Annotated in this window: 18 protein-coding genes; 10 read left to right on the top strand and 8 right to left on the bottom strand. The window is 63.1% G+C overall.

Translation table 11 applies throughout. From position 1 onward, the window contains the following. The first annotated feature begins 10 nt into the window (after nucleotides 1-10). The 5 genes from ACTV8E_RS15010 to ACTV8E_RS14990 all read left to right on the top strand — a co-directional run bounded on the left by ACTV8E_RS15010 (nucleotide 11) and on the right by ACTV8E_RS14990 (nucleotide 4487). Complete coding sequence (locus ACTV8E_RS15010) at nucleotides 11-490, top strand: MaoC family dehydratase (protein ID WP_443199998.1); 480 nt, start codon at nucleotides 11-13, stop codon at nucleotides 488-490. A gap of 2 nt (nucleotides 491-492) precedes the next feature. Next, complete coding sequence (locus ACTV8E_RS15005) at nucleotides 493-1773, top strand: CaiB/BaiF CoA transferase family protein (protein ID WP_443199997.1); 1281 nt, start codon at nucleotides 493-495, stop codon at nucleotides 1771-1773. Between the two features lie 21 nt (nucleotides 1774-1794). After that, nucleotides 1795-2559 carry a glucose 1-dehydrogenase gene (locus ACTV8E_RS15000; protein WP_443199996.1) on the top strand — a complete coding sequence of 255 codons (765 nt, stop codon included), beginning with the start codon at nucleotides 1795-1797 and terminating at the stop codon, nucleotides 2557-2559. A gap of 29 nt (nucleotides 2560-2588) precedes the next feature. Further along, nucleotides 2589-3365, top strand: coding sequence for an enoyl-CoA hydratase-related protein (locus ACTV8E_RS14995; RefSeq protein WP_443199995.1), 777 nt, complete (start codon nucleotides 2589-2591; stop codon nucleotides 3363-3365). Nucleotides 3366-3515: 150 nt separating this feature from the next. Then, complete coding sequence (locus tag ACTV8E_RS14990; RefSeq protein WP_443199994.1) at nucleotides 3516-4487, top strand: spirocyclase AveC family protein; 972 nt, start codon at nucleotides 3516-3518, stop codon at nucleotides 4485-4487. Between the two features lie 984 nt (nucleotides 4488-5471). Here ACTV8E_RS14990 and ACTV8E_RS14985 read toward each other — a convergent pair. From ACTV8E_RS14985 to ACTV8E_RS14975, 3 genes are all read right to left on the bottom strand, one after another. Beyond that, nucleotides 5472-6845, bottom strand: coding sequence for a DUF1329 domain-containing protein (locus ACTV8E_RS14985; RefSeq protein ID WP_443199993.1), 1374 nt, complete (start codon nucleotides 6843-6845; stop codon nucleotides 5472-5474). Between the two features lie 24 nt (nucleotides 6846-6869). After that, the gene (locus ACTV8E_RS14980; protein ID WP_443199992.1) at nucleotides 6870-8663 is read right to left on the bottom strand and encodes a DUF1302 domain-containing protein; all 1794 of its coding nucleotides are present in this window, start codon (nucleotides 8661-8663) and stop codon (nucleotides 6870-6872) included. A gap of 303 nt (nucleotides 8664-8966) precedes the next feature. Continuing rightward, nucleotides 8967-10175 (bottom strand): ABC transporter substrate-binding protein, encoded by a 1209-nt coding sequence (locus tag ACTV8E_RS14975; RefSeq protein WP_443199991.1) that lies wholly within the window; start codon nucleotides 10173-10175, stop codon nucleotides 8967-8969. Between the two features lie 777 nt (nucleotides 10176-10952). On the opposite strand from ACTV8E_RS14975, the gene ACTV8E_RS14970 reads away from it, so the two are divergent. Next, nucleotides 10953-11717 carry a hypothetical protein gene (locus tag ACTV8E_RS14970; protein ID WP_443199990.1) on the top strand — a complete coding sequence of 255 codons (765 nt, stop codon included), beginning with the start codon at nucleotides 10953-10955 and terminating at the stop codon, nucleotides 11715-11717. A 73-nt stretch (nucleotides 11718-11790) separates the two neighbouring features. Here the strand turns inward: ACTV8E_RS14970 and ACTV8E_RS14965 are convergent, their stop codons facing one another. The 3 genes from ACTV8E_RS14965 to ACTV8E_RS14955 all read right to left on the bottom strand — a co-directional run bounded on the left by ACTV8E_RS14965 (nucleotide 11791) and on the right by ACTV8E_RS14955 (nucleotide 15317). After that, a complete protein-coding gene (locus ACTV8E_RS14965) occupies nucleotides 11791-12633 on the bottom strand; it encodes an oxidoreductase (protein WP_443199989.1) in 843 nt (280 codons plus the stop codon). A 371-nt stretch (nucleotides 12634-13004) separates the two neighbouring features. Further along, the gene (locus ACTV8E_RS14960) at nucleotides 13005-13946 is read right to left on the bottom strand and encodes an SDR family NAD(P)-dependent oxidoreductase (RefSeq protein ID WP_443199988.1); all 942 of its coding nucleotides are present in this window, start codon (nucleotides 13944-13946) and stop codon (nucleotides 13005-13007) included. 216 nt (nucleotides 13947-14162) lie between these two features. Next, nucleotides 14163-15317 (bottom strand): Gfo/Idh/MocA family protein, encoded by a 1155-nt coding sequence (locus ACTV8E_RS14955; protein ID WP_443199987.1) that lies wholly within the window; start codon nucleotides 15315-15317, stop codon nucleotides 14163-14165. Between the two features lie 102 nt (nucleotides 15318-15419). Between ACTV8E_RS14955 and ACTV8E_RS14950 the strand changes: the two genes are divergently transcribed. After that, nucleotides 15420-16085 carry a TetR/AcrR family transcriptional regulator gene (locus ACTV8E_RS14950; protein WP_443199986.1) on the top strand — a complete coding sequence of 222 codons (666 nt, stop codon included), beginning with the start codon at nucleotides 15420-15422 and terminating at the stop codon, nucleotides 16083-16085. Between the two features lie 45 nt (nucleotides 16086-16130). On the opposite strand, the gene ACTV8E_RS14945 is transcribed toward ACTV8E_RS14950, so the two are convergent. Both ACTV8E_RS14945 and ACTV8E_RS14940 read right to left on the bottom strand, forming a co-directional pair. Continuing rightward, a complete protein-coding gene (locus ACTV8E_RS14945; RefSeq protein ID WP_443199985.1) occupies nucleotides 16131-17366 on the bottom strand; it encodes a CaiB/BaiF CoA transferase family protein in 1236 nt (411 codons plus the stop codon). 17 nt (nucleotides 17367-17383) lie between these two features. Then, nucleotides 17384-18184, bottom strand: coding sequence for a crotonase/enoyl-CoA hydratase family protein (locus ACTV8E_RS14940; protein ID WP_443199984.1), 801 nt, complete (start codon nucleotides 18182-18184; stop codon nucleotides 17384-17386). A gap of 171 nt (nucleotides 18185-18355) precedes the next feature. On the opposite strand from ACTV8E_RS14940, the gene ACTV8E_RS14935 reads away from it, so the two are divergent. The 3 genes from ACTV8E_RS14935 to ACTV8E_RS14925 all read left to right on the top strand — a co-directional run bounded on the left by ACTV8E_RS14935 (nucleotide 18356) and on the right by ACTV8E_RS14925 (nucleotide 24355). After that, complete coding sequence (locus tag ACTV8E_RS14935) at nucleotides 18356-20824, top strand: alpha/beta fold hydrolase (RefSeq protein ID WP_443199983.1); 2469 nt, start codon at nucleotides 18356-18358, stop codon at nucleotides 20822-20824. A 216-nt stretch (nucleotides 20825-21040) separates the two neighbouring features. Continuing rightward, nucleotides 21041-22654, top strand: a complete 1614-nt coding sequence (locus ACTV8E_RS14930) for an MFS transporter (protein WP_443199982.1) — start codon at nucleotides 21041-21043, stop codon at nucleotides 22652-22654. A 60-nt stretch (nucleotides 22655-22714) separates the two neighbouring features. Further along, nucleotides 22715-24355 (top strand): electron transfer flavoprotein-ubiquinone oxidoreductase, encoded by a 1641-nt coding sequence (locus ACTV8E_RS14925; protein ID WP_443200054.1) that lies wholly within the window; start codon nucleotides 22715-22717, stop codon nucleotides 24353-24355. Nucleotides 24356-24374: the final 19 nt, after the last annotated feature.

Genomic DNA, 24374 nt, shown 5'->3' with positions numbered 1-24374 from the left:
GGGACATAAGATGGAACAGATCGAAACCGTGGGCCTTGGCATTCACTGGGAAGACCTCCCGGTCGGGCGCCGCTTCAAAACCGTGGGCCGCACCGTGACCGAGGCCGATGTCGTCAACTTCGTCTCGGTCACCGGCATGCTCGAGGTGCTCTTCACCAACGTCGAGTTCCTCAAGGAACAGTCGGCGATCAAGGGCCGAGTGGCCCCCGGCGCGCTGGTATTCACCTTCGCCGAAGGCCTGCTGACCCAGGCCACCATGCAGGGCGTGGGCTTCGCCTTCCTGAACATGGAGCTGGACATCAAGGGCCCGGTGTTCGTCGGCGACACCATCCATGTCGAGTGCGAAGTCATCGAATGCCGCGAAAGCAAGAACCGTCCCGGCCTGGGCCTGGTGCGCACCCGAAACCGCATCTACAAGCAGGACGGCACGCTGGTGCAGGAGTACACCCCTCTTCGCCTGGTCAAAGGCAAGAACTACAGGGCTGACTGATCATGGTTCAACGGGCAATGGAGCAAGCCACCGGCCCGCTGTCAGGGCTGCGTGTCATCGACCTGACCATCAACGTGCTTGGCCCGGTCGCCACTCAGATCCTCGGCGACATGGGGGCGGACGTCATCAAGGTGGAACCGCCGAACGGCGACCAGAACCGGCAGAACGGCCCGGGCAGAAACCCGGGCATGTCGGTGTTCTACCTGGTCATGAACCGCAACAAGCGCAGCATCGTGCTCGACCTGAAGAAGGCCGAGTGCATGGAGGCGCTGCTCAAGCTGGTGGAAACCGCCGACGTCATCGTGCACAGCATGCGCCCCAGCGCAGCGGAGCGCCTGGGCATCTGCTACGAGAAGATTCGCGCGCGCAATCCGAAGATCATCTATGCCTTCGCCCCCGGTTATCGCGGCGACGGCCCCTACAAGGACATGCCGGCCTTCGACGATGTGATCCAGGGCGAGAGCGGCCTGGCCGCCATCAACCGCGACAGGGACGGACACCCCCGCTACTTCCCGACGGTGATCGTCGACAAGTTCTGCGGCTACGTCCTGGCGTCGTCGATCAGCATGGCCCTGCTGCACCGGGAGCGCACCGGCGAGGGCCAGCAGGTACTGGTTCCCATGCTGGAAACCATGCTTCAGTTCAACCTGTTCGAGCACCTCTGGGAGGGCGCGCTCGGCAAGTCAGACGGCCTCGGCTACACCCGCATGTTCTCGCCGCACCGCCGCCCCTACGCCACCCTCGACGGCCACGTCTGCCTGCTGGCGGTGAACGACGAGCAGTGGCGTCGGGTGCTGACGGCCATCGGCCGCCCGGAGCTGCTCGACGATCCGCGCTTCTGCCGCATGACCGAGCGCATGCGCCACATCAACGAGCTGTACGGCATCCTGGGCGACATCATCGCCACGCAGACCTCCGCGTACTGGGAAAAGGCCTTCGCCGATGCCGACGTTCCCCATGGCCAGGTGCGCGAACTGCACGAGTTGATGGATGACAACTATCTCCAGGAGACCGGGTTCTTCCAAAAGGTTGAACACCCTACCGAAGGTGATCTAGTGATGACCTCCATTCCCGTGCAGTTTTCGGCTTCGCCGGGCAACGTACGCTACCTGCCGCCCAACCTGGGCGAGCACAACGACGAGGTGCTGGGCGAGATCGGCTACAGCCCGGAACAGATAGACAAACTGTGCGCCCCCCGAACCCCTGCCGCTGCGGCCCCCGCCCCCAGCCCGGGGGCAGCCAAGGACACGGCTGTCGAATCTGCGGCCCAGCCGCGCTCCTAACCCATTACCGAGGTGTTGAAGATGAAAGGATTGAAGGACAAGGTCGTAGTGGTGACTGGCGGTGCCGGCGGCATCGGCAGCGCCATCTGCAAACGCTTCGCCGAAGAAGGCTCGGTGGTAGCGGTATTCGACCTCAATGCCGACGCCGCCAACCGCCTGGTCGGCGAGATCGAGAGCGCCGGTGGCCGTACCCGTGGCTATAGCGTCGACATCACCGACCACGATGGTGTGCATGCTGCGGTCGAGCGCGTCGAGAGCGAGCTGGGTCCGATCGAGGTGCTGGTCAACAACGCCGGCTGGGACGTTGGAGCCTTCTTCCTGCAGACCGAAAAACCCTTCTGGGACAAGGTTGTGGCCATCAACCTCTACGGGCCGCTGAACATGCACCACGCGGTGCTGCGCCGGATGAGCGAGCGCGGTCGCGGCCGGGTGGTGAACATCTCCTCCGACGCGGGCCGCGTGGGCTCGTCCATGGAGGCGGTGTACTCCTTCTGCAAGGGCGGCCTGATCGCCTTCACCAAGACCATGGCCCGCGAGATGGCGCGCCAGCAGATCCCGGTCAACGTGGTCTGCCCCGGCCCCACCGCCACCCCGTTGCTGGACAACCTCGCCCAGGGTGAAAAGGGCGACAAGATCAAGGCCGGTCTGGTCAAGGCAGTGCCCTTCGGTCGCATGGGCCAGCCCGACGACATCGCCGGTACCGTGCTATTCCTGGCCAGCGACGATGCGGCGTTCATCACCGGCCAGGTGATCAGCGTCTCCGGCGGCCTGACGATGGCCGGCTGAACAAACCCTTTTCCCGCAGGAGTAAAAGCATGGAATTCCAGGACATCCTCTATACCGAAGACAACGGTATCGCGACCATCACCATCAACCGCCCGCAGGTCTACAACGCCTTCACGGCCAATACCTGCGAGGAGCTGATCCAGGCGTTCAGCCAGGCCGGCTACAGCAAGGACATCGGCGTGGTCGTCCTCACCGGCGCCGGCGACAAGGCCTTCTGCACCGGCAGCGACCAGTCCGGCGGCCGCCACAAGGGCCGTGGCGTGGTGGGTCTGCCGATCGAGGAACTGCAGAGCATCATCCGCGACATTCCCAAGCCGGTCATCGCCCGGGTCAACGGCTATGCCATCGGTGGCGGCAACGTCCTGGTGACCCTCTGCGACCTGGCCATCGCCTCCGAAACCGCGCAACTCGGCCAGGTCGGCCCCAAGGTCGGCTCGGTGGATCCAGGCTTCGGCACCGCCCTGCTCGCCCGCCTGGCCGGCGACAAGCGCGCCCGCGAGATCTGGTATCTGTGCCGTCGCTACAGCGCCCAGCAGGCCCTGGAGTGGGGCCTGGTCAACGCAGTGGTGCCGGCTGATCAGCTGGATGCGGAAGTGAAGAAGTGGTGCGACGAGATCCTGCAGATGAGCCCCACCGCCATCGCCCTGGCCAAGCGCTCGTTCAACCTGGACAACGAGAACATCCGCGGTATCGGCGCCTTCGCGATGCAGGCCCTGGCCATGTACTACGAGACCGACGAATCCAAGGAAGGCGGCAACGCCTTCCGCGAGAAGCGCAAACCCGAGTTCCGCAAATACGTGAAGTGAGAACTCCAACGCTCACCCGGTGATAGTCGCCGTCAGGCCCCGGGGTCTGCCGGCATCTCCGGAGGCGTCACAGAATGCTTGTCACCCTTTTACCGCCCGCCTCGCGCAGGCGGTTTTTTTTGTCCTCAAATACAAAAAGGAATGAGAAGAATGAAGACCAATAATGCAATCCCAACGACCCGGCCTTGGCCCTTGGTATTATGGGGTGCGCTGGGCAGCGTCTTTCTGGCGGTTCAGCTCTACGTCTACGTTTCCTGGATCCGTTCCGACGATTTCCGCCCCACCCTTCGCGGCGACGACCCGATTCCTGATTACTCGCGCTGGGCCATGACCATTTATGAGGTACTGAGCCTGGTGACCCTGGCTTTCGCCCTGGTCTGGTTCATCCGCGGCATCATCGGAAACAGGCGCCTGGACAGCACCCGTCTGATGATGATCGGCTGGCTGTCGGCCTATTGGCTGGATCCTTTCCTGAACTTCCTGCGGCCAATGTTCACCTACAACGCCTACGCGTTCAATTACGGCTGCTGGTGCGAGTTCATCCCCGGCTGGCAAACCCCCAACGGCTCGCGCATTGCCGAACCCCTGCTGATCGACGCGCCGGCCTACTTCTACTCCTTCGCCGGCACGGCACTGATCGGTCTCGCGATAATGCGGAAAGCCAAGGCTCGCTTCCCTGGCATCGGTGTCGTCGGGCTGACACTGGCCGGCTTCTTCGGCGTCTGGATATCCATGGGGCTACTGGATATCGTCGCCACCCGCTACCTGCATTTCGACGCCTGGCCGGGCGCATTCCAACAACTATCGTTCTGGGGCGGAGACTTCTACCAGTTCCCGATCTACGAGTTCGTGCTCTTCCCCTCTACCTTCATCGCCTGCGCCTTCCTGCTCATGCACGCTGATGCCAATGGCCACACCGCCATCGAGCGCGGCATCGAACATTTCACCTCGGCGCCCTGGCTGGGGACACTATTGAGAATTCTCGCCTACATCGCCTTCTGCAATGTGCTGAACCTGGCCTACACCAGCGCCATGGGCGTGCATGCACTGTACGTCGACGACTGGCCTACCAATATGCCCAGCTGGCTCAGCAACGAGCAGGTGCCCATCGGCGCCCATTGACCTCCGAGCATGCTTGTCACCGTGACCGGGACTCCTTCACCGCCTGTCGCAAACCAGGCGGTTCTTGGTCCTTTACCCAACTACGGGGAAGGCTGCCCGGGTCTTGAGGAAGAGCAACAGCCGTATTAATCACGCTTGTTGATGCATTCAAGCAGGCCGGTGCGCATGGGCCGGCGTGAAGCCCCGAGATCGCCGTGCACAGCCGGACCCACGCTGCCCGCCCTACGGCGACTCGCACAGCAATGCACAATCGCTCCAGTCTCGGGGGACAGGCCAATCGCAAGCGCGGTACATGCAGTTCCTGCGGATCGCCGAACACCGACAGGTAGCGGATACGCCGCATCTCTCGGTCATGCTGGCTGACACCACCTACCCGCAACCCAACACCGCAGCCCTTCGAGCACCGACTCCATACAATGCTGCTCCCCGCAGGGCTCATGGAGTCACTTGCGCACTCGATACCGCCAAGCCGCGACATACCATCATGCGCGGCCACGGCCGACCTTCAGCTCATTGCCTAGACAACAGAAAGTCTGGGCGGTCGCCTGTGCGCCTCCCCCAGTTGGAAGAAAAACCTTTTTATTCCCTCACAGAAAGCCGGACTGAAAGGGCTCCCCTCTCTCGTTCAACCAGGCAACATCGGCATCCGTCCATCACGCCGCCGCTACGCTGGCTTTCGCAGAGCCCATTGGATCCGGCCTACCGGCCTTATCTGCGTCGCGCCCAAGCGCACTCCAGACTTTGGGGGCTCCATGGTCAGAATCCATGTCATCGAGCGGCCGAGCGAAAGCTACACCGGCCTACCTCGACAGTCAGGCAAGCACGATACTGGAGCGTTATTGGTCGAGGTACCACCCAGAAAGGCGTAGCCGCAGCGCTTGCTGCAGCCATTGGTAAGGGTCTCTTCGGTTTCCCGGAGTTGCCGGGAGGCTCTTGGAAGTGAAGCGCCAGCTCCGACACTGACCAGGCGCGCATTCCGGCTAGCTAGCGGATACCCGAACCCGCCATCGCCGCGGACGACAAGGCATTGGGCGAGAAGGGCTCGCTGGTGAACCAGCCGGTTCGCACACCGCCAGCCATCGAGGCCAGGGAATAGTGGCCCTTGGAATGGTCGTATATGATCACCGCCTCGGAGCGCATCACCGGCACGCCCTCGTACGCAACGAAGGGTGTGAAGTTCTGCGAGCGCAGCAGTTTGTTGCTCGCATCGTAGGCGTTGTAGAGCGCCATGCTCCAGCTGTCTTCATCGAGATAGAACAGCTTTCGCGGGGCGGAGTGACGCCGGCCCGGTTTCAGGGTCGCCTCGACTACCCAGACACGGTGCAGCTCCCAGCGAACCAGATCGGGATTGGCATAGCCCTGGCGAACCAGGTCGTCGGTGGCAGCGCCCGATGTCCGATAGGTGTTGTACGGGATATACATCTCCTGCTTGCCGAGCAGCTTGAAGTCGAAACGGTCCATCTTGCCGTCGAAGCCGTTGATCTCGTCGAAGGTGATGAGTCCACCGTACATCGCTGAAACGGTGTCGTACTTGAACTCTGGAGCCAGTCGCACGCGGCGCTGACCGGGGGTGTATGCCCAGGCGCTGTCGGATCTCTGGTCCAGGCGCAGCGGGGTGTGGCGCATGTCCTTGGAGCCGGATTTCGCCGCAGGCCCCCTGTTGGTGTTCAGCAGGCGGGTGCTGAATTCCGAATGGGTCTTGCCGTTATCCCAGTACTGCTTCTCGAAAAGGACGGTGGAATCGGTGACGAGGGTCTTATTTCCGGCACTGTCGATCAGGTAGGTGACGAAGTTGCCCACCTCATAGGGGCGGAAGAAGCGGGTGTTGAAGTTCCACATCACCTCGGCGCCACTCTCGGGAATCGGGAACGGAACCTGGGCATGGGCATCGGCCAACCCGAGGCCGCCGGCTTCCAGGCGCGGCTTGGCGATGTTCTTCACGGTATTGTCATGTGCCCACTGCGGCAGCGGCGGCGCGCTGCGGTGCGTCGGATAGACGTCGATGCGGTATTGCGGATAACGCATCAGCAAAGCCTTGTTACCCTCATCCAGCTTGTCGGCATACTGCGCCATGTTCCCGGCCGTGATCGAGAACAGCGGTCTCTCACCGGCATACGGATCCAGGTAGGGGAAACCGCCGCGAGGGTCCTGCGGGGCATAGCCTGCCGGCGCCCTGGTCAGCGCCCTGGCCGGATCGTACGCCGGGATGCTGCCAGAGGCGTTACCGGCCACCGTGGCGCCGAACCCGGTCAGCGTACTGCCAAGCTGCTTGACTTCATCGGCGGAAGGGGCCGCGAAGCCCTGGCCGACGACGGCAGAGCAAACAGCGAAGGAAAGCAGGTATTTTTTGTAATTCATTTTTCACCCATCCATTTGAGCAAGTCAGAAGGCGGTCTTCAGGCTCAGCGAGAGCCAGCCATGATCGTTCTGCCACCAGGTGCCGCCACCAGTCACACCCTGCCCCCCCGCCGCGTAGGTATTGTGGATCGGCGACCAGCTGTCGTTCCAGGCCAGCTTGACGGTATGGGTCTGATAGATCTCGGCCTGAACGCCGAGCGAATAGCTGACCTGCCCCTCCGCACCGATCAGACCACCAGTGGCGGCATTGCCCTGCACGCCCCAGGAAACGAATACCGGCGCACTCAGATCCACACCGGGCCATACCTGTAGCCAGCGCGGGGTAAAGTTGGCCGAGAAGACCGTCGAGTTGCGCGTCGCACAGCCCCAGGAGCCATCGCCCGAACCGGGATGTCCGCTACTATCCGCGCACAGCGGCGAATTCGAGCCTTCGAGCGGAAAGTTGCCGCCACCCAAGGGCGTGAAGACACCACCAGCGGTCATGCCCAAGGCGGGATCGTAGGTAACCTTGTCCAGGTGCTGAAACGCCAGCTCCGCAGCAATCTCGCCCGCATCCCACAACGTCGTGCTAGGCAGCAGCTTCACGGCATTGAGTACGATGCCGTACACATCCCCGCGCGGCGCATTCTCGGAATCGAAGCCGAGCACCATCCCCGGAGCAACCTCATGCAGACGACCGGTAACCGTGGTGTAGAGCTGGGCATTCTTCCGGTAGGTCAGTTCCAGCCCCCAATTGACTTCGGCGATGTTCTGCTCCAGGGCGAAGCCCAGCAACTGGTTCTTCTTCGGGTTGTAGACCCGATCCAGCAAACCGTTCTGATCGGCTGCGAAGGGGTTCGGGGTCTTCTCGCGGAACTCGCGGAACACCAAGCTCATGTTGCCGCCATCCATGAATTCCGGCTGCCACGTGGCCATGACACCCCAGTCATGCTGACCGCTGCCCGGCTTGTTCTTGGTTGTACCGATTAGCGGACCGTCGGCGCCATAGAAGGCAGGAGCGGCATACTCGAAGAACGTACCGCCTTCCGGGTATCGGTCGCGGCGCCATTCCAGAGAATATTGCCAGGCCAGCGAAAGCTCCGGATTGAGTTGCAGCGTACCGGTGAACTGGGTCTGCGGCAGGAACAGCTCCTTGGCCTCCAGGCCCGGGCTGTAGGCGGCCTTCTGCAGGTCCAGCGGAGCCTGGCTGTAGGCAATGGTGGCCTGCTTGGATTGCGGAAACAGGGAGTTGCCCCAATAGATGTTGTGCCGACCGAACCTCAGCGAGGTGGTGGTGGCCCCCACATCGAACGTGCCGAAGACGAAGGCGTCCAGCACCTCGGCGTAGGGGCCGGTGGTGTAGTTGCGGGTGTAGTCGGAGTACTTGCCGTTCTTGAAGAACCCGCGGGAAACGGCATCACCGAAGCTCGGGTCGTCCACGCCACCGCCGTAGGTGGGGTCGTACCAGGCCGCGGCACTCATCCGGAAACCGTAGTTGTCCCGGTAGATGAAATCGAACTCGGAAAGCACATCGAGCCGATTGAGGAGCACATCACCCTTCTTGAAGCGGTTGTTGCCCAGAGCTACGGCATTGTTGTTCGGATCGGCAGTTCCCGCACGTCCCATCTTCAACCGGGAATCGGTGTGCTCGCCACGAATGCCCAGGTTGTAACGAACGGTGGTGTCCAGGCGACTCTGGATATCCGAGTTGCCAAAGTCCAGGTTCACGGCATGTACGTTGCCCGCTGCTGCCGCAGCAACAGCCATGGCCAGCAGGGACGCCTGTACACGTAGCCGCTTGGGATAAGCGAAGCGAGGCTGAATAAAGCGATGCATCATTTTATTTTTCCATCTCTTGTGCAGAGCCGTTCAAGGCCACAGGAAGCCTTGGGTGAGGTGTAGCAGCTCCCAAATCGTGCTCGGGCAAGGTCAGGCTGAGGACCAGCTCCCAGCCTTCGGGCAGTCTTTCTTCAGCCCGGCTAGACAGCGCCCCGTAAGTCAGCGACCTGCTTGCTTCAGAGCGATGTCGATAGAGGTCTTGAAATAGCGTTGACGACACCGTGGTCATGCACTCAGGCATCGAGCTCTTCGGGCAATGGATCAGACCGGTGCACTCCGCCCGCTCGACCGCCAGGAGTCGCCTCAGTCCAGGGTCTCGCGCCCCGTGCCTCGAGCCTCTTGCCATTCGATGAGAGTGGGAGCGGCAAGGTCTCCGTCCATACGATGCACGACCTCGAAATAGTCCTGCTTCAACGGGTCTTTCATGACTTCCGCCCGTGGCTTGACCTTGAGCACATACAGGGCCTGCAGGTTCTGGTGGTCGAAGGCACGCCACTCCTGATCCCCCTTGAGCAGTCGATAGGTATGCCCTTCCAGTGCCGCAATCAGCTTCTCGGGATCCGAAGAAGAGGTACGTCGAACGGCATCCGCCCATTGGTGGAGGATGCCGTAGGTGGAAGCGGCCGCGCTCGACGGGTACGTCTGATAACGTTGCACGAAGGCGTCGATAAAGGCCTGGCCGGCAGAGCTGTCTTCCATGCGCGGAACCTGCAGGGCCCAGGTGTCCACACCAATCACGCCTTCCATGAGGCTGGCGCCGGCCTGCTCGACGATGTCCTGATTGAGATAAGGCACGACTACCTGCATGCGCTTGCGCAACCCCAGCCGATGCACCAAGGGCATGGCCTGAACCAGATCGGTACCATAGAGCATCAGTACAAGCACCTTGGCATCGCTGGAGGCGGCCTGTTCCAAGGCTGCGCGCCAGGTCTTGCCAGAGGCCTGATCGGCCACGGCTGCCGCCTCGAGAAACGCACCGACATCGGCATCGGCGTAGGTGTAATCAGAAGTGATGTAAAAGAACTTCTGGCTGGGGAAATGCTCGTCCAGATACTCGATCAGTGCCCTGCCCGCCATATAGGAACTGGACCCTTCCTGGAACAGGTTGCGCCGCCCCGAGACGCCCGTAATGTCCGGAGAAGCGACCTGGGGCACGAAGAAGAGCATGTTGCGCCGAGCGGCACGCTCACCGATGGCCAGCACCTCTTCACTGGAGCCCCCGCCAATCACCGTGCGCACGCCTGCTGCCGCGAGCGTGTCGACCGCACGCACGGCCCTGTCCTGACGGCCACCACTGTTCAGGGGGCGCAAACGCACCTTCTTCCCCAAGACTCCGCCCTGACTGTTGATTTCATCGATGGCGAGCAAGGCCGCACTCATCTGCGCCAAACCTTGCAGTTTGAAGTTCCCTATTTGGGGATAGATCAGGCCAACCTCCAGGACCTCCTCCGCCTGAGCCTGGAAACACAGCCCGCACAGCGACAGCAGGACTACGACAGCAAAACCTCGCATCACCCATACCTTCCGTTGTTGTCAGGAGCCTGCCCCCGCACAGCGCAAACGTCCGTCAAGCCAAATGGGCAGCCAATATAGATCAAATCGTTCATTTTTGTAAATGACGTTCAGATTATCCACCTCAAAAATAAGAACTTGGCGCCTCTGGCTTTCTATTGAGGGTACCGAGGCACGGCTCTTCCCGGATGGTTGCCTGCACATCTGCGCCAGCTACGAGGTTCCGAACAAAACAGAACCAGCCCCAATAAAGGCATACCGGATAGAGCGACGACCCCAAGGTAGCTGACCACAACCGGTAAACAAGCACTCCAACAGAACACATTGTGGAATAGTGTTCATCATTATATATTTTTACCCTGCGAACAGCTGACAACAACAACAAGGTATCTCCCGCGCTGGCCACGGCCGGCCCACGAGGACAGCGAACATGCGGAGCTGTAGTTGCGCCTCCGACCCCCAGGCGGGTAGCAGACCGCCGAGCCATTGCGACGATACGATCGTCGTCGATCCCAGGCCCCGCCTCCTCACACGGCGACACGCCAGGCATGCCAGCCCGACTCGGCCAGCCGCCCAATGGCTTCGCCATAGCCCCATCCGCAGGCCATATCGGAGCCTGGCGCTTCCCCCTCGCCCCCCCCCCCGCCCGCCAGTCCGAGCACTCGAGCACCTAGCCTGGCATTCAAGATGAAGACCTCTTCCGCCACCGACAGAGAAAGAACCATGACCGGCCCCAGCAACATGCGGCCTCAAAGACTACGCAAAAGGACTTCCACCGTGTCACTCAAAACACTGTTTGCCGTACTTGCCATTACCCTCGGCTCCTGCCTCCACGCCCAGGGCGCCGTGCCGGAAATGCAACGCATCCAGGAAATGCGCAGCCTGGCGTACCTGGCCACGACCAACCTGATGGTGTTCTACAACCTCGACGCAACGCCCTTCGAGGCGGAGAACGCCAAGAGCTACCACCAGAGCTTCGAGCGCCTGCAACAGATCGCCAGCCAGCACAACTACAGCTTGGTCAGTGCCGAGTTACGAAAAATCGAAGACCTTGCCGGTCAGCTGGAAGCGTTTCCACGTGATCTCAAGCACGTGCGCACCGTCTACATACCCTACCAGCTCCTGCTCAACCCGCTGTTCGAGGCACAGCAACGCATCGATCAGGATCTGGAGCAACGCTATACCGCACTGGCCAACGGCAACGACGACGAATGGCAGCAGGAGCTCCACGCACTGAGCCTGGATCACAGCCGCATCATGCTGCAGTACTCGATGCTGACCTTCACCCCGCTCGCCTATCTGAACCTGCAGGATCCGACACTATCGGGCATAGACGAGCGCATCAGGCAACAGTTCGAGACCCTCAGAACCCGCTATCCCGAACAGCGCGGCGAACTGAAAAAGCTAGGCACCAGCTACAACTTCATTCGCCAGCGACTGGTCGCGCAACCCCGCCCCTGGATGCCCGGCCGCGCCCTCTTCTACCTGAGTCACAACGCCAAAGCGCTCGACGAAGCGGCAGCCAGGAATATGAGCCGCTGAAAGGTCTCGGCGGCATGACGGATGCCGGCATGGGCAGACGCTCATTCAGGCCCTGCCCATCTCTGGCGGGAGATCAGTCGTAGAGGATGCCTTCGCTGACATCCCGCCATTCTTCCAGTTGCTCGAGCGTCTTGCCGAGGACGTCACGGTAGGCGCTCAGGGCACTCGGATGCAGCGGGAGATGAAGTGGCGGTTGTTCGGCGTCGACCGCCTCAATGATCGCCAGTGCCGCCTTGACCGGGTCGCCGTCCTGCCTGCCATCCATCTTGGCCAAACCACTACGCACCGCCCCGGCCGTATTCTGGTAGTCGTCGAGCACCCGCTGCGAACGCACGATGGCATTGCCGGAGGCCCAGCGCGTACGCAATGCGCCGGGTTCGACATTGGTGACACGAATGCCCAGCGAGCCGGCCTCCGCCGCGAGTGCCACCCCGAGCCCTTCCAGGGCGAATTTCGACGCGCTGTACAGCGGCATGCCGGGAATGCCCATGAACCCGGCCATGGAGGTAATGTTCACCACGTGCCCCCAGCGTTTGCGGCGCATCGACGGGAGCGCGGCCTGAGTCGCGGCCAAGGCGCCGAAGAAGTTGGTCTCCATCTGCTCGCGCGCCTCGCTTTCGCTGACTTCTTCCAGCGCCCCCGCGAGGCCATAACCTGCATTGTTCACCAGCACATCGACGCCGCCGTGCTGTTCCGCCGCCCGGCCGACCACCTCGAGAACGCGGCCATAATCGCGCAGATCCAGTTGCACGGCATGGGCACGTCCTGGCTTCAGGGCCTCGAACTCGGCCAATTGCTCCTTCTGACGCAGGGTGCCGATGACCACATCCCCGCGTGCCAGAACGGCCTCGGCCAGTGCCGCCCCCAGGCCACTGGATACGCCTGTAATCAACCACGTTCTAGCATTCGCAGCCATAAGGCTCTCCCCTACGATCAATTGTGACACCTCGGTGTCTCGGTCGCCCAAGGCCAGAGACGAACAAATGAATGAATACCCAGAAAACACAAATAATCGAACGATATTCTAAATATAGAACAAAAAAGATCAATGATCGCAGTACTTCGGCTATAGCATCTGCTGCATATGCGATGCTTCGGAGAAGCCGGGAGACGCAATCGTCCCGCCCCTCGATTACGGTGAGTGTGACGCTGGACTCCCCGACAAAGCGCGAAGAACCAAATACTTGCCGCCAGCCCCTGCCAACAAATCACGCCTACGCAGAACAAGCCGCGCAGCGGAACGCCTGGCTGGCCCGTTTCCACATTCACGCATCTTGGCTCTAGCGCTCAGCCAAACAGCTTTTTCATCGTATGACCAGCGGGAACCGGCAGTGTGATACCACCATCGTCGGGCCAGCGCAGCATGCCCAGGGCAGCGCCCGTGCCACCATCAACATGCAGCACCTGGCCGGTAATCGACCGGGCAAGGTCAGAGGCAAGAAAGAGCACCGCATTGGCAAGATCATCGGTGGACGGCGGCACTTGCAGCGGGATGTACATTTCAAAGGCTTTCATCCACCACTCAGGCGGCACATCGGCGCTCATCAACCGCACAGGTTCTGGCATTGCCTGGCGATTGCCCGGGCTGTCTGTCGTATCGGGTGCGATGACATTAACGCGAATACCTTCAGGCCCAAGCTCCCACGCCATGGCCTTGGAGAAATTGGTGGTGGCTGCCTTCGCCCCGGCATAAACGGCAAACCCGCCAGCAGCCCGATGCGCCTCGATTGTGCTGAAGTTGATGATGCAGGCACCACCGCGGCCACGACGCAACAAGGGCACCGCGTGACGCGTCGATTCGATTACATAGCCGAAATTGCGCTGGATGTCCTCTGCGCAAGACGCAAGCGTCTTGTCCATCAACGGTTGCATGAGCACTCCGCCGACAACATTGACCACCAGCTCCAGACCGTCGAAAAACGCCTCTGCGCGTTTGTAGAATCCAGCAAGTTGCTCTGGGACGGTCGCATCGGCCATCTCCCCCAAGGCACGCCGCCCCATCGCAGTTATCTCGGCACAGGTTGTGCGGATCGCTTCGCTATTGATATCGCAGAGCGCCACCTCCAGCCCGGCTTCGGCCAACGCCAGGCTCACGGCACGCCCAATGCCATCTGCGCCACCGATGACGACTGCCCTGCGCCCTGTCAGATTGGCTCTTTTCTCAAGTGAATTTGTCATTGCACCACCTGCGTTTGTTGTAATGCCATTCGTACCGAGGTTTTTATTCACGCCATGTCGGATGCCAGGGTTCTGCGATATGCATGGCGCCTCCTTCATTACGCCCAGCATCTGCAGCGCAACGAGCAGAGTTGATGCCGGCCTCAATGGGTGTCGATGTGCCCTATGGGGAGGATGCACCTCGCCACTGCGCCGGCCCGTTCAATCGCTTCAGCGCGCAGGGCACAACGACCGACGCGACATCGCACGCCCTGGGCTTATCGAACGCTAACCAACGGTCTTCCAGGTACGCTCACGTGAGGACTGCAGCACCGCCTCCACCACCTGCTGCGCATGCAGCGCTTCGGCGAAACTGGGTGACGCAGCCTCCCTGCCCTCGATCGCGGCGAGCATGTGGTGGAACATCCAGCCCATGGAAACCATCATCGGTGGCGCATTGTCGGCGTTGAAAGGCGTGCCCGGCACCGCGAAATACTCCCTGGGGATCTCCAGCCATTCACCTGCACTGCTGCCATAATCGACGGGGCGAGCATCCCCTCGGTACAGCCGGGCGGAAATACCATCACCGAAACCGGGATCGACCAGCAGCAGGCGACCATTATCCCCCCAGACCTCGAAACGCAGCCCGGCCGCATCCGGCACCGACCAGCCGGCCTGCAGGCTGCCGATGGCACCGTTGCGCAGACACAGCGTGGCCACGCCAAGATCCTCGTTGCCGGCCTCCAGCACGGAACCGTCAGGCAACGTCCACTTCGGCACGCCGAGATCGACGCGGCCAGTGGCTTCGGCCACCGGGCCCAGCACATGGGTCAGCAGCAACAGCGAGTGGGTTGCAAAGTTGCGCCAGCCACTCGCACCGCTGTCCTTGTCGGCCAGCCACTTGTAAGGCGCCACACCGGCGCCAGGATAGGCGGAGTGCGGATAGAGCAGATCGCCCTGGCGAACCAGAGGCAGGAACAACTGAACATTGAAACCCAGTGGCCGCCCCAAAAAACCGCTATCGATCAGTTGCTTCATATGCAGCGCGGCGGGCACCCAGCGGAACTGCGCGTCGACCACGCCGACCACGCCATTGTCGCGGCGTGCGTCCTCGATGGCCGTGGCGCTGGCCAGGTCGGTGGCGAAGGGCAAGGCACTGTACACATGCTTGCCGGCGCGCAGTGCGTCGAGCACCATGGATTGCCGGAAGGACGGGCGGGTGCCGAGGTCGATGACATCCAGATCGTCGTCCTCGAGCATCCGGCGGTGATCCCAGTAGGCTTTTTCGATACCGAAATCCCGCGCCGCCGCCTCCGCCGTCTCGCGGTGCGCCGTACAGATCGCGGCCACCTCCACCCCTGGCAGGGTACGCCAGGCGGTTCCATGAACTTTCAGGCTCCAGTTGGCGCTGATGATTCCGACCCGGGTTTTCTTGGTACTCATGTCGACACCCCTCATAATTGGACGATACCGTCCAATTAGTATTGGACACATGAACCCCGCGCACAAGAAAATTATAAACATCGTTCACAATCAGAAACGACCATGACCACGAAACCCAACCGACGCGGCCGCCCCAGCCGTGAGCAAGCCCAGGAAAAAAACACCCACCTGCTGGTACTGGCCCAGCAGAGCTTCCTGGCCCATGGCTTCGCCGCCACCACGATCGACCACATCGCCAGCATCAGCGGCATCAGCAAGAGCACGATCTACGCCCGCTACGGCGGCAAGGAGGGCCTGTTTCGCGCCGTGACCCGGCGGTCCTGCCAGGCTCCGCAACAGGCCTTGTCCATGGTGCCCACCCAGGGCCGCGCCCCACGGGATGTCCTGGCCGACTTCATCGCCGTCCTGCTCGGCCAGGCACGCGACCCGGATGGCCTCGCCCTGCTGCGCCTGGTGATATTCGAGAGTCAACGCTTCCCCGATGTGGCCGCCAGCGTCTTTCGCGAGAGCCTGGAAACCCTGGCGCCGCTGCGGAACTACCTGCACGAGCTGCAGCGCCACGGCCAGCTTGGCGATTGCGACCCCGAGGCTGCCGCCCTGGATCTGGTCAACCTGTGCACGGGGGGCTACCGCTTCCTACTGCTCGGTCACGACGAGGAACCCAGGGAGCAGACGCACGAGCGTCTGCTGGCCCTGTTTCTGCGCGGGATGGGAATAGAGGATGCGCGAACGCGCCAAGGAGACGTCATCGCCAGCAGAGGGCAATGAGGTGAGAAAAGGCCGGGGCGAAACCCCGGCCCATGTCAACAGTCCCTAAATCACCCGCTTGTCGCGGAGCGACTGGATCTGTGCCGCATCCATGCCCAGGAGTTCGCCGAGCACACTGTCGGTGTGCTCTCCCTGGCTCGGCGGCGCTTTGTACTCGGTGATCGGCGTCGCCGAGAACCTGACCGGGTTGGCCACCATCCTGACCTTGCCGTCGGCTGCCAGCGCATGCTCGCTTTCCACACACATGCCCCTGAGCTGCACATGGGGATCGGCGAACACCTGCTCCAGGTTGTTGATCGGGCCGGCCGGCACGCCGGCTTCATCCAGGGCCTGCAGCAGGTCGCGGACATTCCAGGTGGCCACCAGCGGCTCGAACACCTCGCCCAGCACACGGCGGTTGACCACGCGCAGGGGAATCTCGGCGAAGCGCTCGTCGGTGGCCAGCTCCGGGTGACCCAGCACCGCGCAGAAACGGGCGTACTGCTCGTTGTTGCCGGCGACGATCATGATGTCACCGTCGGCACAGCGGAACATCCTCGACGGCATGCCGCCGTTGCCTTCGGTGCCCCTGCGCACGGGCACCTCGCCGGAAACCAGGTACTGGCTGGCATAGTGGGAGGTCGAGGCGATCAAGGCGTCCAGCAGGGCGATGTCGATGTGCTGGCCCGGCGCCCCGTTGACGTCGCGGGCATAGAGCGCGGCCTGGATGGCGTAGGCCGCGTACTGGCCTGCCAGGATGTCGGCCAGGCTAGGCCCGGTCTTCATCGGCCCGCCGCCGGGAACGTCATCCGGCAGACCGGTGATGCTCATCAGGCCGCCCATGGCCTGGAAGATCGAGTCGTAGCCCGGTCGCGGCGCATAAGGGCCGGTCTGGCCAAAGCCCGTCAGCGAGCAATAGACCAGGCGCGGATTGACCTCGCGCAGGCTGGCGTAGTCCAGCCCGTAGCGCTTCAGGTCACCCACCTTGTAGTTTTCCAGCAGCACATCACAGTGGGCGACCAGATCCCGCACCAGCGCCTGCCCCTGAGCGGAGGCGATGTCGCAGGTGATCGACTTCTTGTTGCGGTTGGTGCTGATGTAGAAGGACGACTCGCGGGTGTTGCGGCCCTCGGCATCCTTGAGGAAGGGCGGGCCGAACTGGCGGGAGTCGTCGCCCTTGCCCGGACGCTCGATCTTGATCACCTCGGCGCCCAGATCGGCGAGCATCTGGGCGGCCCACGGGCCGGCGAGGATGCGGCTCATATCGAGCACGCGGATATTGCTGAGTGGGCCTTTGGCCATGTCTGTCTACTCCTGGTTCAGCGTCCAACGAAGCGCGCCGGGCGCTTCTCGATGAAGGATTGCACGCCCTCTTTGGCATCCTCGGTATTGAAGAGGCGGCGCTGGGTCGAGGCAATGCGCCCATAGGCGGCCTGCCAGCCATAGTTCACCGCCGTGCGCGCATTGTCCCGGGTCGCTTGCACGGCAAGCGGTGCCTGCTCGGCGATGCGCCCAGCGATCTCGAGGGCGCGGTCAAGCTCCTGGCCCACCGGCACCACCTCCTGCACGAAATTTAGGCGTAGCGCCTCGGCGGCGTTGAATTCGTCGCCGGTCAGCAGCAGCTTCATGGCATTGCCCCAGCCCGCACGCTCGACGAATCTGAAGGTCGCACCGCAACCGGCCATGATGCCGCGCTTGACCTCCAGCTGGGAAAAGCGGCAATCCTCCGCGGCAATGGCGATGTCCGCGGCGAGCATCAGCTCGACCGCCACCGTGAAGCTGATGCCCTTCAGGGCCATCACCACCGGTTTGCTGCGCATGGGTTCGCGCAGGTCGAAGGGATCGACCTCGGTCAAGGGAATATAGGGCCGCCCTTCCTTGCGCAGGGGTGCGCACTTGGGCATGTCGAGGCCGGCGGTGAAATGATCTCCCTCCGCATGCAGCACCCCCACACGCAGCTCGGGATCCTCCTCCAGCCGTGTGTATGCCGCCGCCAGCTCGGCGAACATCTTCGGCGTGAAACCGTTGCGCTTTTCCGGACGGTCGATGCCGATAAGGAGCAGTGCTCCACGCTGTTCAAGCTTGATCCGGCCATCCGGGTCGCGTTCAGTCTCACTCATGAGGTCTACTCCTATAAAAAGGATCATGGTTGGTAGCCCCGACAGAGGCGATCCGTCACGCCGGAACTCGCCTGCCGCGAGAGAGCAACCACCTAAATCCTTCACATAATAGAACAGCGAACCTATATTTGAACAACAATTTGCCTGATCATCTCTCCAGACACGAGCGCCATGAGCCATAAAAATACATCGACAACAGCCTCTGCGGCCCGCTTCGCCGACCTTGCCCTCGCCTGCCAGGCCGTTCGGCACTGGGCGCAACTCACCCCACTCGCACCTGCCCTGAGCGACGCCACACGTTCCTTCGACTACGGCACGCTGGCTGCGGCTATCGAAGAACTCGCCAACCTGCTGCGCGAACGTGGCGTCGAGGCCGGCGATCGGGTACTCATCGTGGCCGAGAACAACGTCGCCGCTGTAGCGGCCCTGTTCGCCTGCCAGACCCTGGGCGCCTGGCCCGCCGTGGTCAATGCGCGGCTGCCGGCTGTTGAGCTGGACGGGCTGCGGGCGCTGGTCGAGCCGCGTATCGCGGTTTTCGCCGTCGCGGACAGCGTCGCCTGCACCGAGCACGCCTCGAACGCGGGCGCGACCCCGGTCGACGGCTTACTGGCGGGGCCGCTGGCCCTGTCCCCCACCGACCCCAAGGCATCAACCGAAGCGGAGCCGGAGCACGCGGGAGATCGCGTCGGCCTGCTCATCTTCACCTCCGGCACCACCGGCCGGCCCAAGGCTGTCATGCACGGACACCGCGGCCTGCTCGCCCTGGGTACAATCCTCAGCCGCTCGCGCCGGGTCAGTTCGACGGATTGCTACAACGGCGTCGCTCCGCTGGCCCACATCATGGGGGTCGCCAACCTGATGTCGGTGATCGCGGCCGGTGCCAGCCTGCGCCTGATGCCGCGCCTGGAGCTGCCTCAGCTCGCCGCCGCCATCGCCACCGGCGAGATCTCGCACCTGTCGTTCGTACCCACTGTCTACGCCCGCCTGCTCGACCACATCGCGGCACACGGCATCGACGTTTCAGGCCATCGCCTGCGCTATATCAGCAGCGGCGGCGCGCCGCTCGACGGCACCCTGCAACAGCGCGTCCAGACCCTGTTCGGAATCCCGCTGGTCAATGGCTACGGCATGACCGAATGCGCCCCCGGAACCCGCACGCCAGCCGACCGCCACAGCGCAACGGGCAGCATCGGCTTTCCGGAGGAAGGCGTCGAGGTGCGCATCGTCGACCCGGAAGGAGCCGACGTGGAGGATGGCGCCATCGGCGAACTCTGGATGCGAACCCCGGCGGCGATGCTCGGCTACTACCGCAACCCGGACGACACCGCTGCCACGGTTCGCCCCGGCGGCTGGATCGCCACCGGCGACCTCGGTCAGCGTCTCGCCGACGGTGCGCTGGCCGTGGTGGGTCGCCAGAAGGAAATGATCATCCGCTCCGGTTTCAACGTCTATCCCGCGGAGGTCGAAGCGGCGCTCAACAGCCTGCCCGAAATCGCCGTTTCGGGCGTCGTCGGTCGGCCGCTCGGAGATGGCGACGAGGAAGTCGTCGCCTTCGTCGAATTGCGCCCCGGCCACGACATCGACGCCGCCGCTATCGATGCTGCCCTGCGCACGCTGATCGCCCCCTACAAACGCCCCAGCCGCATCATCCCACTCCCGCAACTGCCCCAGGGCAGCACCGGCAAGATCTGGAAGGCGAAGCTCGCCAGCATGGCGGCGACACTGGAAGACAGCCCGCAGGCGCACGAGCCGCCGTGCGCCCCGCAATACGTCGATCCACCACAATGGCTGTTGCGTGCCGTCTCCGCCCCGAGCGTATCCCACTTCGTCCAGCACCCGGAGGTGCGCCTGCACTACCGCAGCTGGAACGCCGGCGACACCAGCAAACCCGTGCTGCTCTTCGTGCACGGCTACCGGGCCAATAGCCACTGGTGGGACTTCATCGCCCCCTACTTCGTCGATCACTACCGGGTGTTCGCGATGGACTTCTCCGGCATGGGCGAGAGCGGCCCCCGCAGCCTGTACAGCCCCGAAACCTTCGCCGAGGATCTGATCACCATCCTCGACGCCGACCTGGGCCCGGCCACCGTGATCGGCCACAGCTACGGCGGCCTGCGCACGCTGCGCGCCTGCGCCGAACGCCCGGATCTGATCCGCCAGGCAATCATCCTCGACAGCCGGGTACGCTTCCTGGACGTGGACAGCAGCCCTGACGTCATACCCTCATCGCCAAGGAGCGGCAGCATTCAGCCACACCCCAGCTACGCGGCCATTCGCCAACGCTACCGCGTGCTCCCGGATCAGCCGCTGCCGCTGTTCAACACCTTCGAGCACGTCGCCTTCCATTCCATCGGAGCGTGCGAGGGGGGCTGGCGCTGGCGCGCCGATCCCGCGCTGCCCTACACCCTCGTCGAGCCCGACGGCGATGCGCTGCTTGCACGCATCGAGGTACCGGTGGATTACGTGTACGGCGAGGAAAGCAGCGTCGTCGAACCCTGGCGCGCCAAGAGAATCGCCTCGGGCCTGCGTCATTGTCGCGGCGCCATCGGCATTCCCCAGAGCCATCACCACCTGATGCTCGACCAACCCCTCACGCTGGTCGCGGTTCTGCGTGCCCTGCTGCTGAACCGGGCAGCGTAACCGCCTCTGGTCGGAAGCAGGGATACCGCACTCCCTCTTCCGTCCGGGGCACGCAATCACCAGACGCCACCGTAGCACGGGGCGCGGCCTCGCCAGAGTGGAACTCATCGCCCCCAAAACCCGTGAGGCTGATTGACAGCACCACAGGTAAATATTCAGAATGATAAACACCGTTCAATTATAAGCCAAAGGGCGTGCAGCGCCAGCGGGTTCTCCATGCAGCCAAGCGGACAGACAAGTTCATCGCAGGCACCGGCCGGCACCCTGCCTCCCCTGCGCTACCCGTTGTTCCGCGCCGTGTGGTGCGCAACGCTGACGGCCAACATCTGCATCTGGATGCAGAACGTGGCCGCTGCCTGGCTGATGGTGCAAATCGACCCTTCGCCACTGATGGTGGCCCTGGTTCAGACCGCCATCGCTCTACCAGCCTTCCTGTTCGGCCTGCCGTCCGGTGTCTATGCCGACCTCATCGACCGGCGGCGCATTCTGATCGGCACCCATGCCTGGATGCTGGGTGCGACCGTCCTGCTCTACCTGTTGCTGATCAGCAATCACCTCGGCTCATGGGGGTTGCTGTTACTGACCTTCCTCCTCGGCACCGGCAGCGCGGTCAGCATACCGGCCTGGCAGGCGACGACCTCCGACTCGGTACCTCGCGGCGCCTTGGGCGCCGCGATCAACCTCAATGCCATCGCCTACAATGCCGCACGCGCCGTCGGTCCCGCGCTGGCCGGCATCATCATCGCCAGCACCGGCCTGCAATGGGTGTTCGCCCTGAACATCCTGCTGCTGGTCTTCGTCCTGGGCATCTTCATCTTCGGCTACCGGCCCGGCCCCATTACGCCAGCGCCGCAGGAGCCGCTGCTGGCCGCCATGCGTACCGGACTGCGCTATGTCCGTCACGCCCGCCAGTTGCATGGCCATATCCTGCGAACCCTGTTCTTCATCAGCTGCGCCAGCAGCCTCTGGGCCCTGCTACCGCTGGTCGCCGACAGCGACAAGGCCGGCGGTTACGGGTTGCTGCTCGGCAGCCTGGGGGCCGGGGCAGTGCTCGGCGGCATCGTGCTCAACCAGGTCAGGCCACGCATCAGCAATTTCCGACGCCTGGCGACATTTTCCAACCTGATCTTCCTGGCGGCGATGCTGGTCGCCGCATGGATTCCCTCCCTCTATCTGGTCAGCGCCACCCTGGTGCTCGCCGGAGCCGCCTGGATCAACTTCAACTCCACCACCAGCGCAGCCTTTCAGACCACCCTGCCGGCCTGGGTTCGGGCCCGCGCCCTGGCCATCTACATGCTGACGTTCCAGGGCTCCATGGCCATGGGTGGGGTGTTCTGGGGCGTGGTGGCCAACCACCTGGGCGTGTCGTTGGCACTGTCGATCGCCGCCGGCCTCATCCTCGTCGGCCTGGCCATGACGCGACGCTATCCGCTGCGCATGGGGCAGGAATCGGAAGTGACCCTTTCCGCGCATTGGGCCGAACCCCGCGTGCATGGCAACCCGGGCGCCAGCGACGGGCCGGTGGCCGTGCAGGTCGACTACCAGGTCGCCCCGGAACACCAGGCCGCCTTCCGCCGCCACATTTCCCGGCTCGGTCGAGTCCGCAAGCGCGATGGAGCCAGCCACTGGCTGCTGTACCAGGACCTGGCCGACCCCGAGCATTTCAGCGAGCGCTTCATCGTCGCCTCCTGGGGAGAGCACCTGCTGCAGAGAAACCGAAGCACCCTGGCCGACCTCGAGCAGGAAGAACACCTAAAACAATACCTGCGGCCCGGAACGACACCGGCGGTATCCCACTACCTGCTGGTCACCCCCGCAGCACTACCGTGAAACCTATCGTTGTCGCCCCAGAGGTGACAAAGGAGATGTCTGTTGTCCGATCGTGAGTACATGGAATTCGACGTCGTCATCGTCGGTGCCGGCCCATCCGGCCTGTCCGCTGCCTGCAGGCTGAAGCAGAAGGCCGCCGAGGCGGGCCAGGAAATCAGCGTCTGCGTGGTCGAGAAAGGCTCCGAGGTCGGCGCCCATATCCTCTCCGGCGCGGTGTTCGAGCCACGCGCCCTGGACGAGTTGTTTCCCGACTGGAAAGAGCTCGGCGCCCCGCTCAACACGCAGGTTCTGCGGGACGACATCTACCTCCTGCAGGGGCCGGAAACCGCTACCCAGGTGCCAGGCTTCTTCGTACCGAAAACCATGCACAACGAGGGCAACTACATCATCTCCCTCGGCAACCTGTGCCGCTGGCTGGCCCAGCAGGCCGAAGCCCTGGGCGTCGAGATCTACCCAGGCTTCGCCGCCCAGGAAGCGCTGATCGACGAGAGCGGCGTGGTACGCGGCATCGTCACCGGCGACCTCGGCGTCGACCGCGAAGGCCATCCGAAAGAGGGTTACTACACCCCGGGCATGGAACTGCGCGCCAAATACACCCTGTTCGCCGAAGGCTGCCGCGGCCACATCGGCAAGCAGCTGATCAAGAAGTACGACCTGGCCAGCGAAGCCGACGCCCAGCACTACGGCATCGGCATCAAGGAAATCTGGGACATCGACCCGGCCAAGCACAAGCAGGGCCTGGTGGTACACACCGCAGGCTGGCCGCTGAACGACGAGAACCCGGGGGGCTCCTTCCTCTATCACCTGGAGAACAACCAGGTGGTGGTCGGCCTGATCATCGACCTGTCCTACTCCAACCCGTTCCTGTCGCCGTTCGACGAGTTCCAGCGCTACAAGCACCATCCGGTGATCGCCCAGTACCTGGAAGGCGGCAAGCGCGTCTCCTACGGCGCCCGCGCCATCTGCAAGGGCGGCCTGAACTCCCTGCCAAAGATGGTCTTCCCGGGCGGCGCGCTGATCGGCTGCGACCTCGGCACCCTGAACTTCGCCAAGATCAAGGGCAGCCACACCGCGATGAAGTCCGGCATGCTGGCCGCCGAGGCAGTGGCCGACGCCCTGCTGGCCGACGGCCAGGGCGGCGACCTGCTCAACGGCTACGTGGACGGCTTCAAGGCCAGCTGGCTGTACGACGAGCTGTTCCGCAGCCGCAACTTCGGTGCGGCGATCCACAAGTTCGGCGCACTGGCCGGTGGCGCCTTCAACTTCATCGACCAGAACATCTTCGGCGGCAAGATCCCGGTCACCCTGCACGACAACAAGCCGGACCACGCCTGCCTGAAGACCGCCGCCGAGTCCAAGCGCATCGACTATCCGAAGCCGGACGGCAAGCTGAGCTTCGACAAGCTCTCCTCGGTGTTCCTCTCCAACACCAACCACGAGGAAGAGCAGCCCTGCCACCTGAAGCTGGCCGACGCCAGCATTCCGATCAGCGTCAACCTGCCGAAGTACGACGAACCGGCGCAGCGCTACTGCCCGGCCGGCGTATACGAGGTGGTGACCCAGGAGGACGGCGAGAAGCGCTTCCAGATCAACGCGCAGAACTGCGTGCACTGCAAGACCTGCGACATCAAGGATCCGGCGCAGAACATCACCTGGGTCGCGCCGGAAGGCACCGGCGGGCCGAACTATCCCAACATGTAAGCGAACACGGCGGCCTGTG

The organism is Pseudomonas sp. B392_1p, from assembly GCF_052245235.1.
GTDB lineage: Bacteria > Pseudomonadota > Gammaproteobacteria > Pseudomonadales > Pseudomonadaceae > Serpens > Serpens gallinarum.
Note: the sequence above shows the minus strand (reverse complement) of the source record. Positions and strands in the feature narration are given on the sequence as shown.

Coding starts and splice junctions, on each gene's coding strand:
- ACTV8E_RS15010 (WP_443199998.1), top strand. CDS start 11: ATGGAACAGATCGAAACCGTGGGCCTTGGCATTCACTGGGAAGACCTC.
- ACTV8E_RS15005 (WP_443199997.1), top strand. CDS start 493: ATGGTTCAACGGGCAATGGAGCAAGCCACCGGCCCGCTGTCAGGGCTG.
- ACTV8E_RS15000 (WP_443199996.1), top strand. CDS start 1,795: ATGAAAGGATTGAAGGACAAGGTCGTAGTGGTGACTGGCGGTGCCGGC.
- ACTV8E_RS14995 (WP_443199995.1), top strand. CDS start 2,589: ATGGAATTCCAGGACATCCTCTATACCGAAGACAACGGTATCGCGACC.
- ACTV8E_RS14990 (WP_443199994.1), top strand. CDS start 3,516: ATGAAGACCAATAATGCAATCCCAACGACCCGGCCTTGGCCCTTGGTA.
- ACTV8E_RS14985 (WP_443199993.1), bottom strand. CDS start 6,845: ATGAATTACAAAAAATACCTGCTTTCCTTCGCTGTTTGCTCTGCCGTC.
- ACTV8E_RS14980 (WP_443199992.1), bottom strand. CDS start 8,663: ATGATGCATCGCTTTATTCAGCCTCGCTTCGCTTATCCCAAGCGGCTA.
- ACTV8E_RS14975 (WP_443199991.1), bottom strand. CDS start 10,175: ATGCGAGGTTTTGCTGTCGTAGTCCTGCTGTCGCTGTGCGGGCTGTGT.
- ACTV8E_RS14965 (WP_443199989.1), bottom strand. CDS start 12,633: ATGGCTGCGAATGCTAGAACGTGGTTGATTACAGGCGTATCCAGTGGC.
- ACTV8E_RS14955 (WP_443199987.1), bottom strand. CDS start 15,317: ATGAGTACCAAGAAAACCCGGGTCGGAATCATCAGCGCCAACTGGAGC.
- ACTV8E_RS14950 (WP_443199986.1), top strand. CDS start 15,420: ATGACCACGAAACCCAACCGACGCGGCCGCCCCAGCCGTGAGCAAGCC.
- ACTV8E_RS14945 (WP_443199985.1), bottom strand. CDS start 17,366: ATGGCCAAAGGCCCACTCAGCAATATCCGCGTGCTCGATATGAGCCGC.
- ACTV8E_RS14940 (WP_443199984.1), bottom strand. CDS start 18,184: ATGAGTGAGACTGAACGCGACCCGGATGGCCGGATCAAGCTTGAACAG.
- ACTV8E_RS14935 (WP_443199983.1), top strand. CDS start 18,356: ATGAGCCATAAAAATACATCGACAACAGCCTCTGCGGCCCGCTTCGCC.
- ACTV8E_RS14930 (WP_443199982.1), top strand. CDS start 21,041: ATGCAGCCAAGCGGACAGACAAGTTCATCGCAGGCACCGGCCGGCACC.
- ACTV8E_RS14925 (WP_443200054.1), top strand. CDS start 22,715: ATGGAATTCGACGTCGTCATCGTCGGTGCCGGCCCATCCGGCCTGTCC.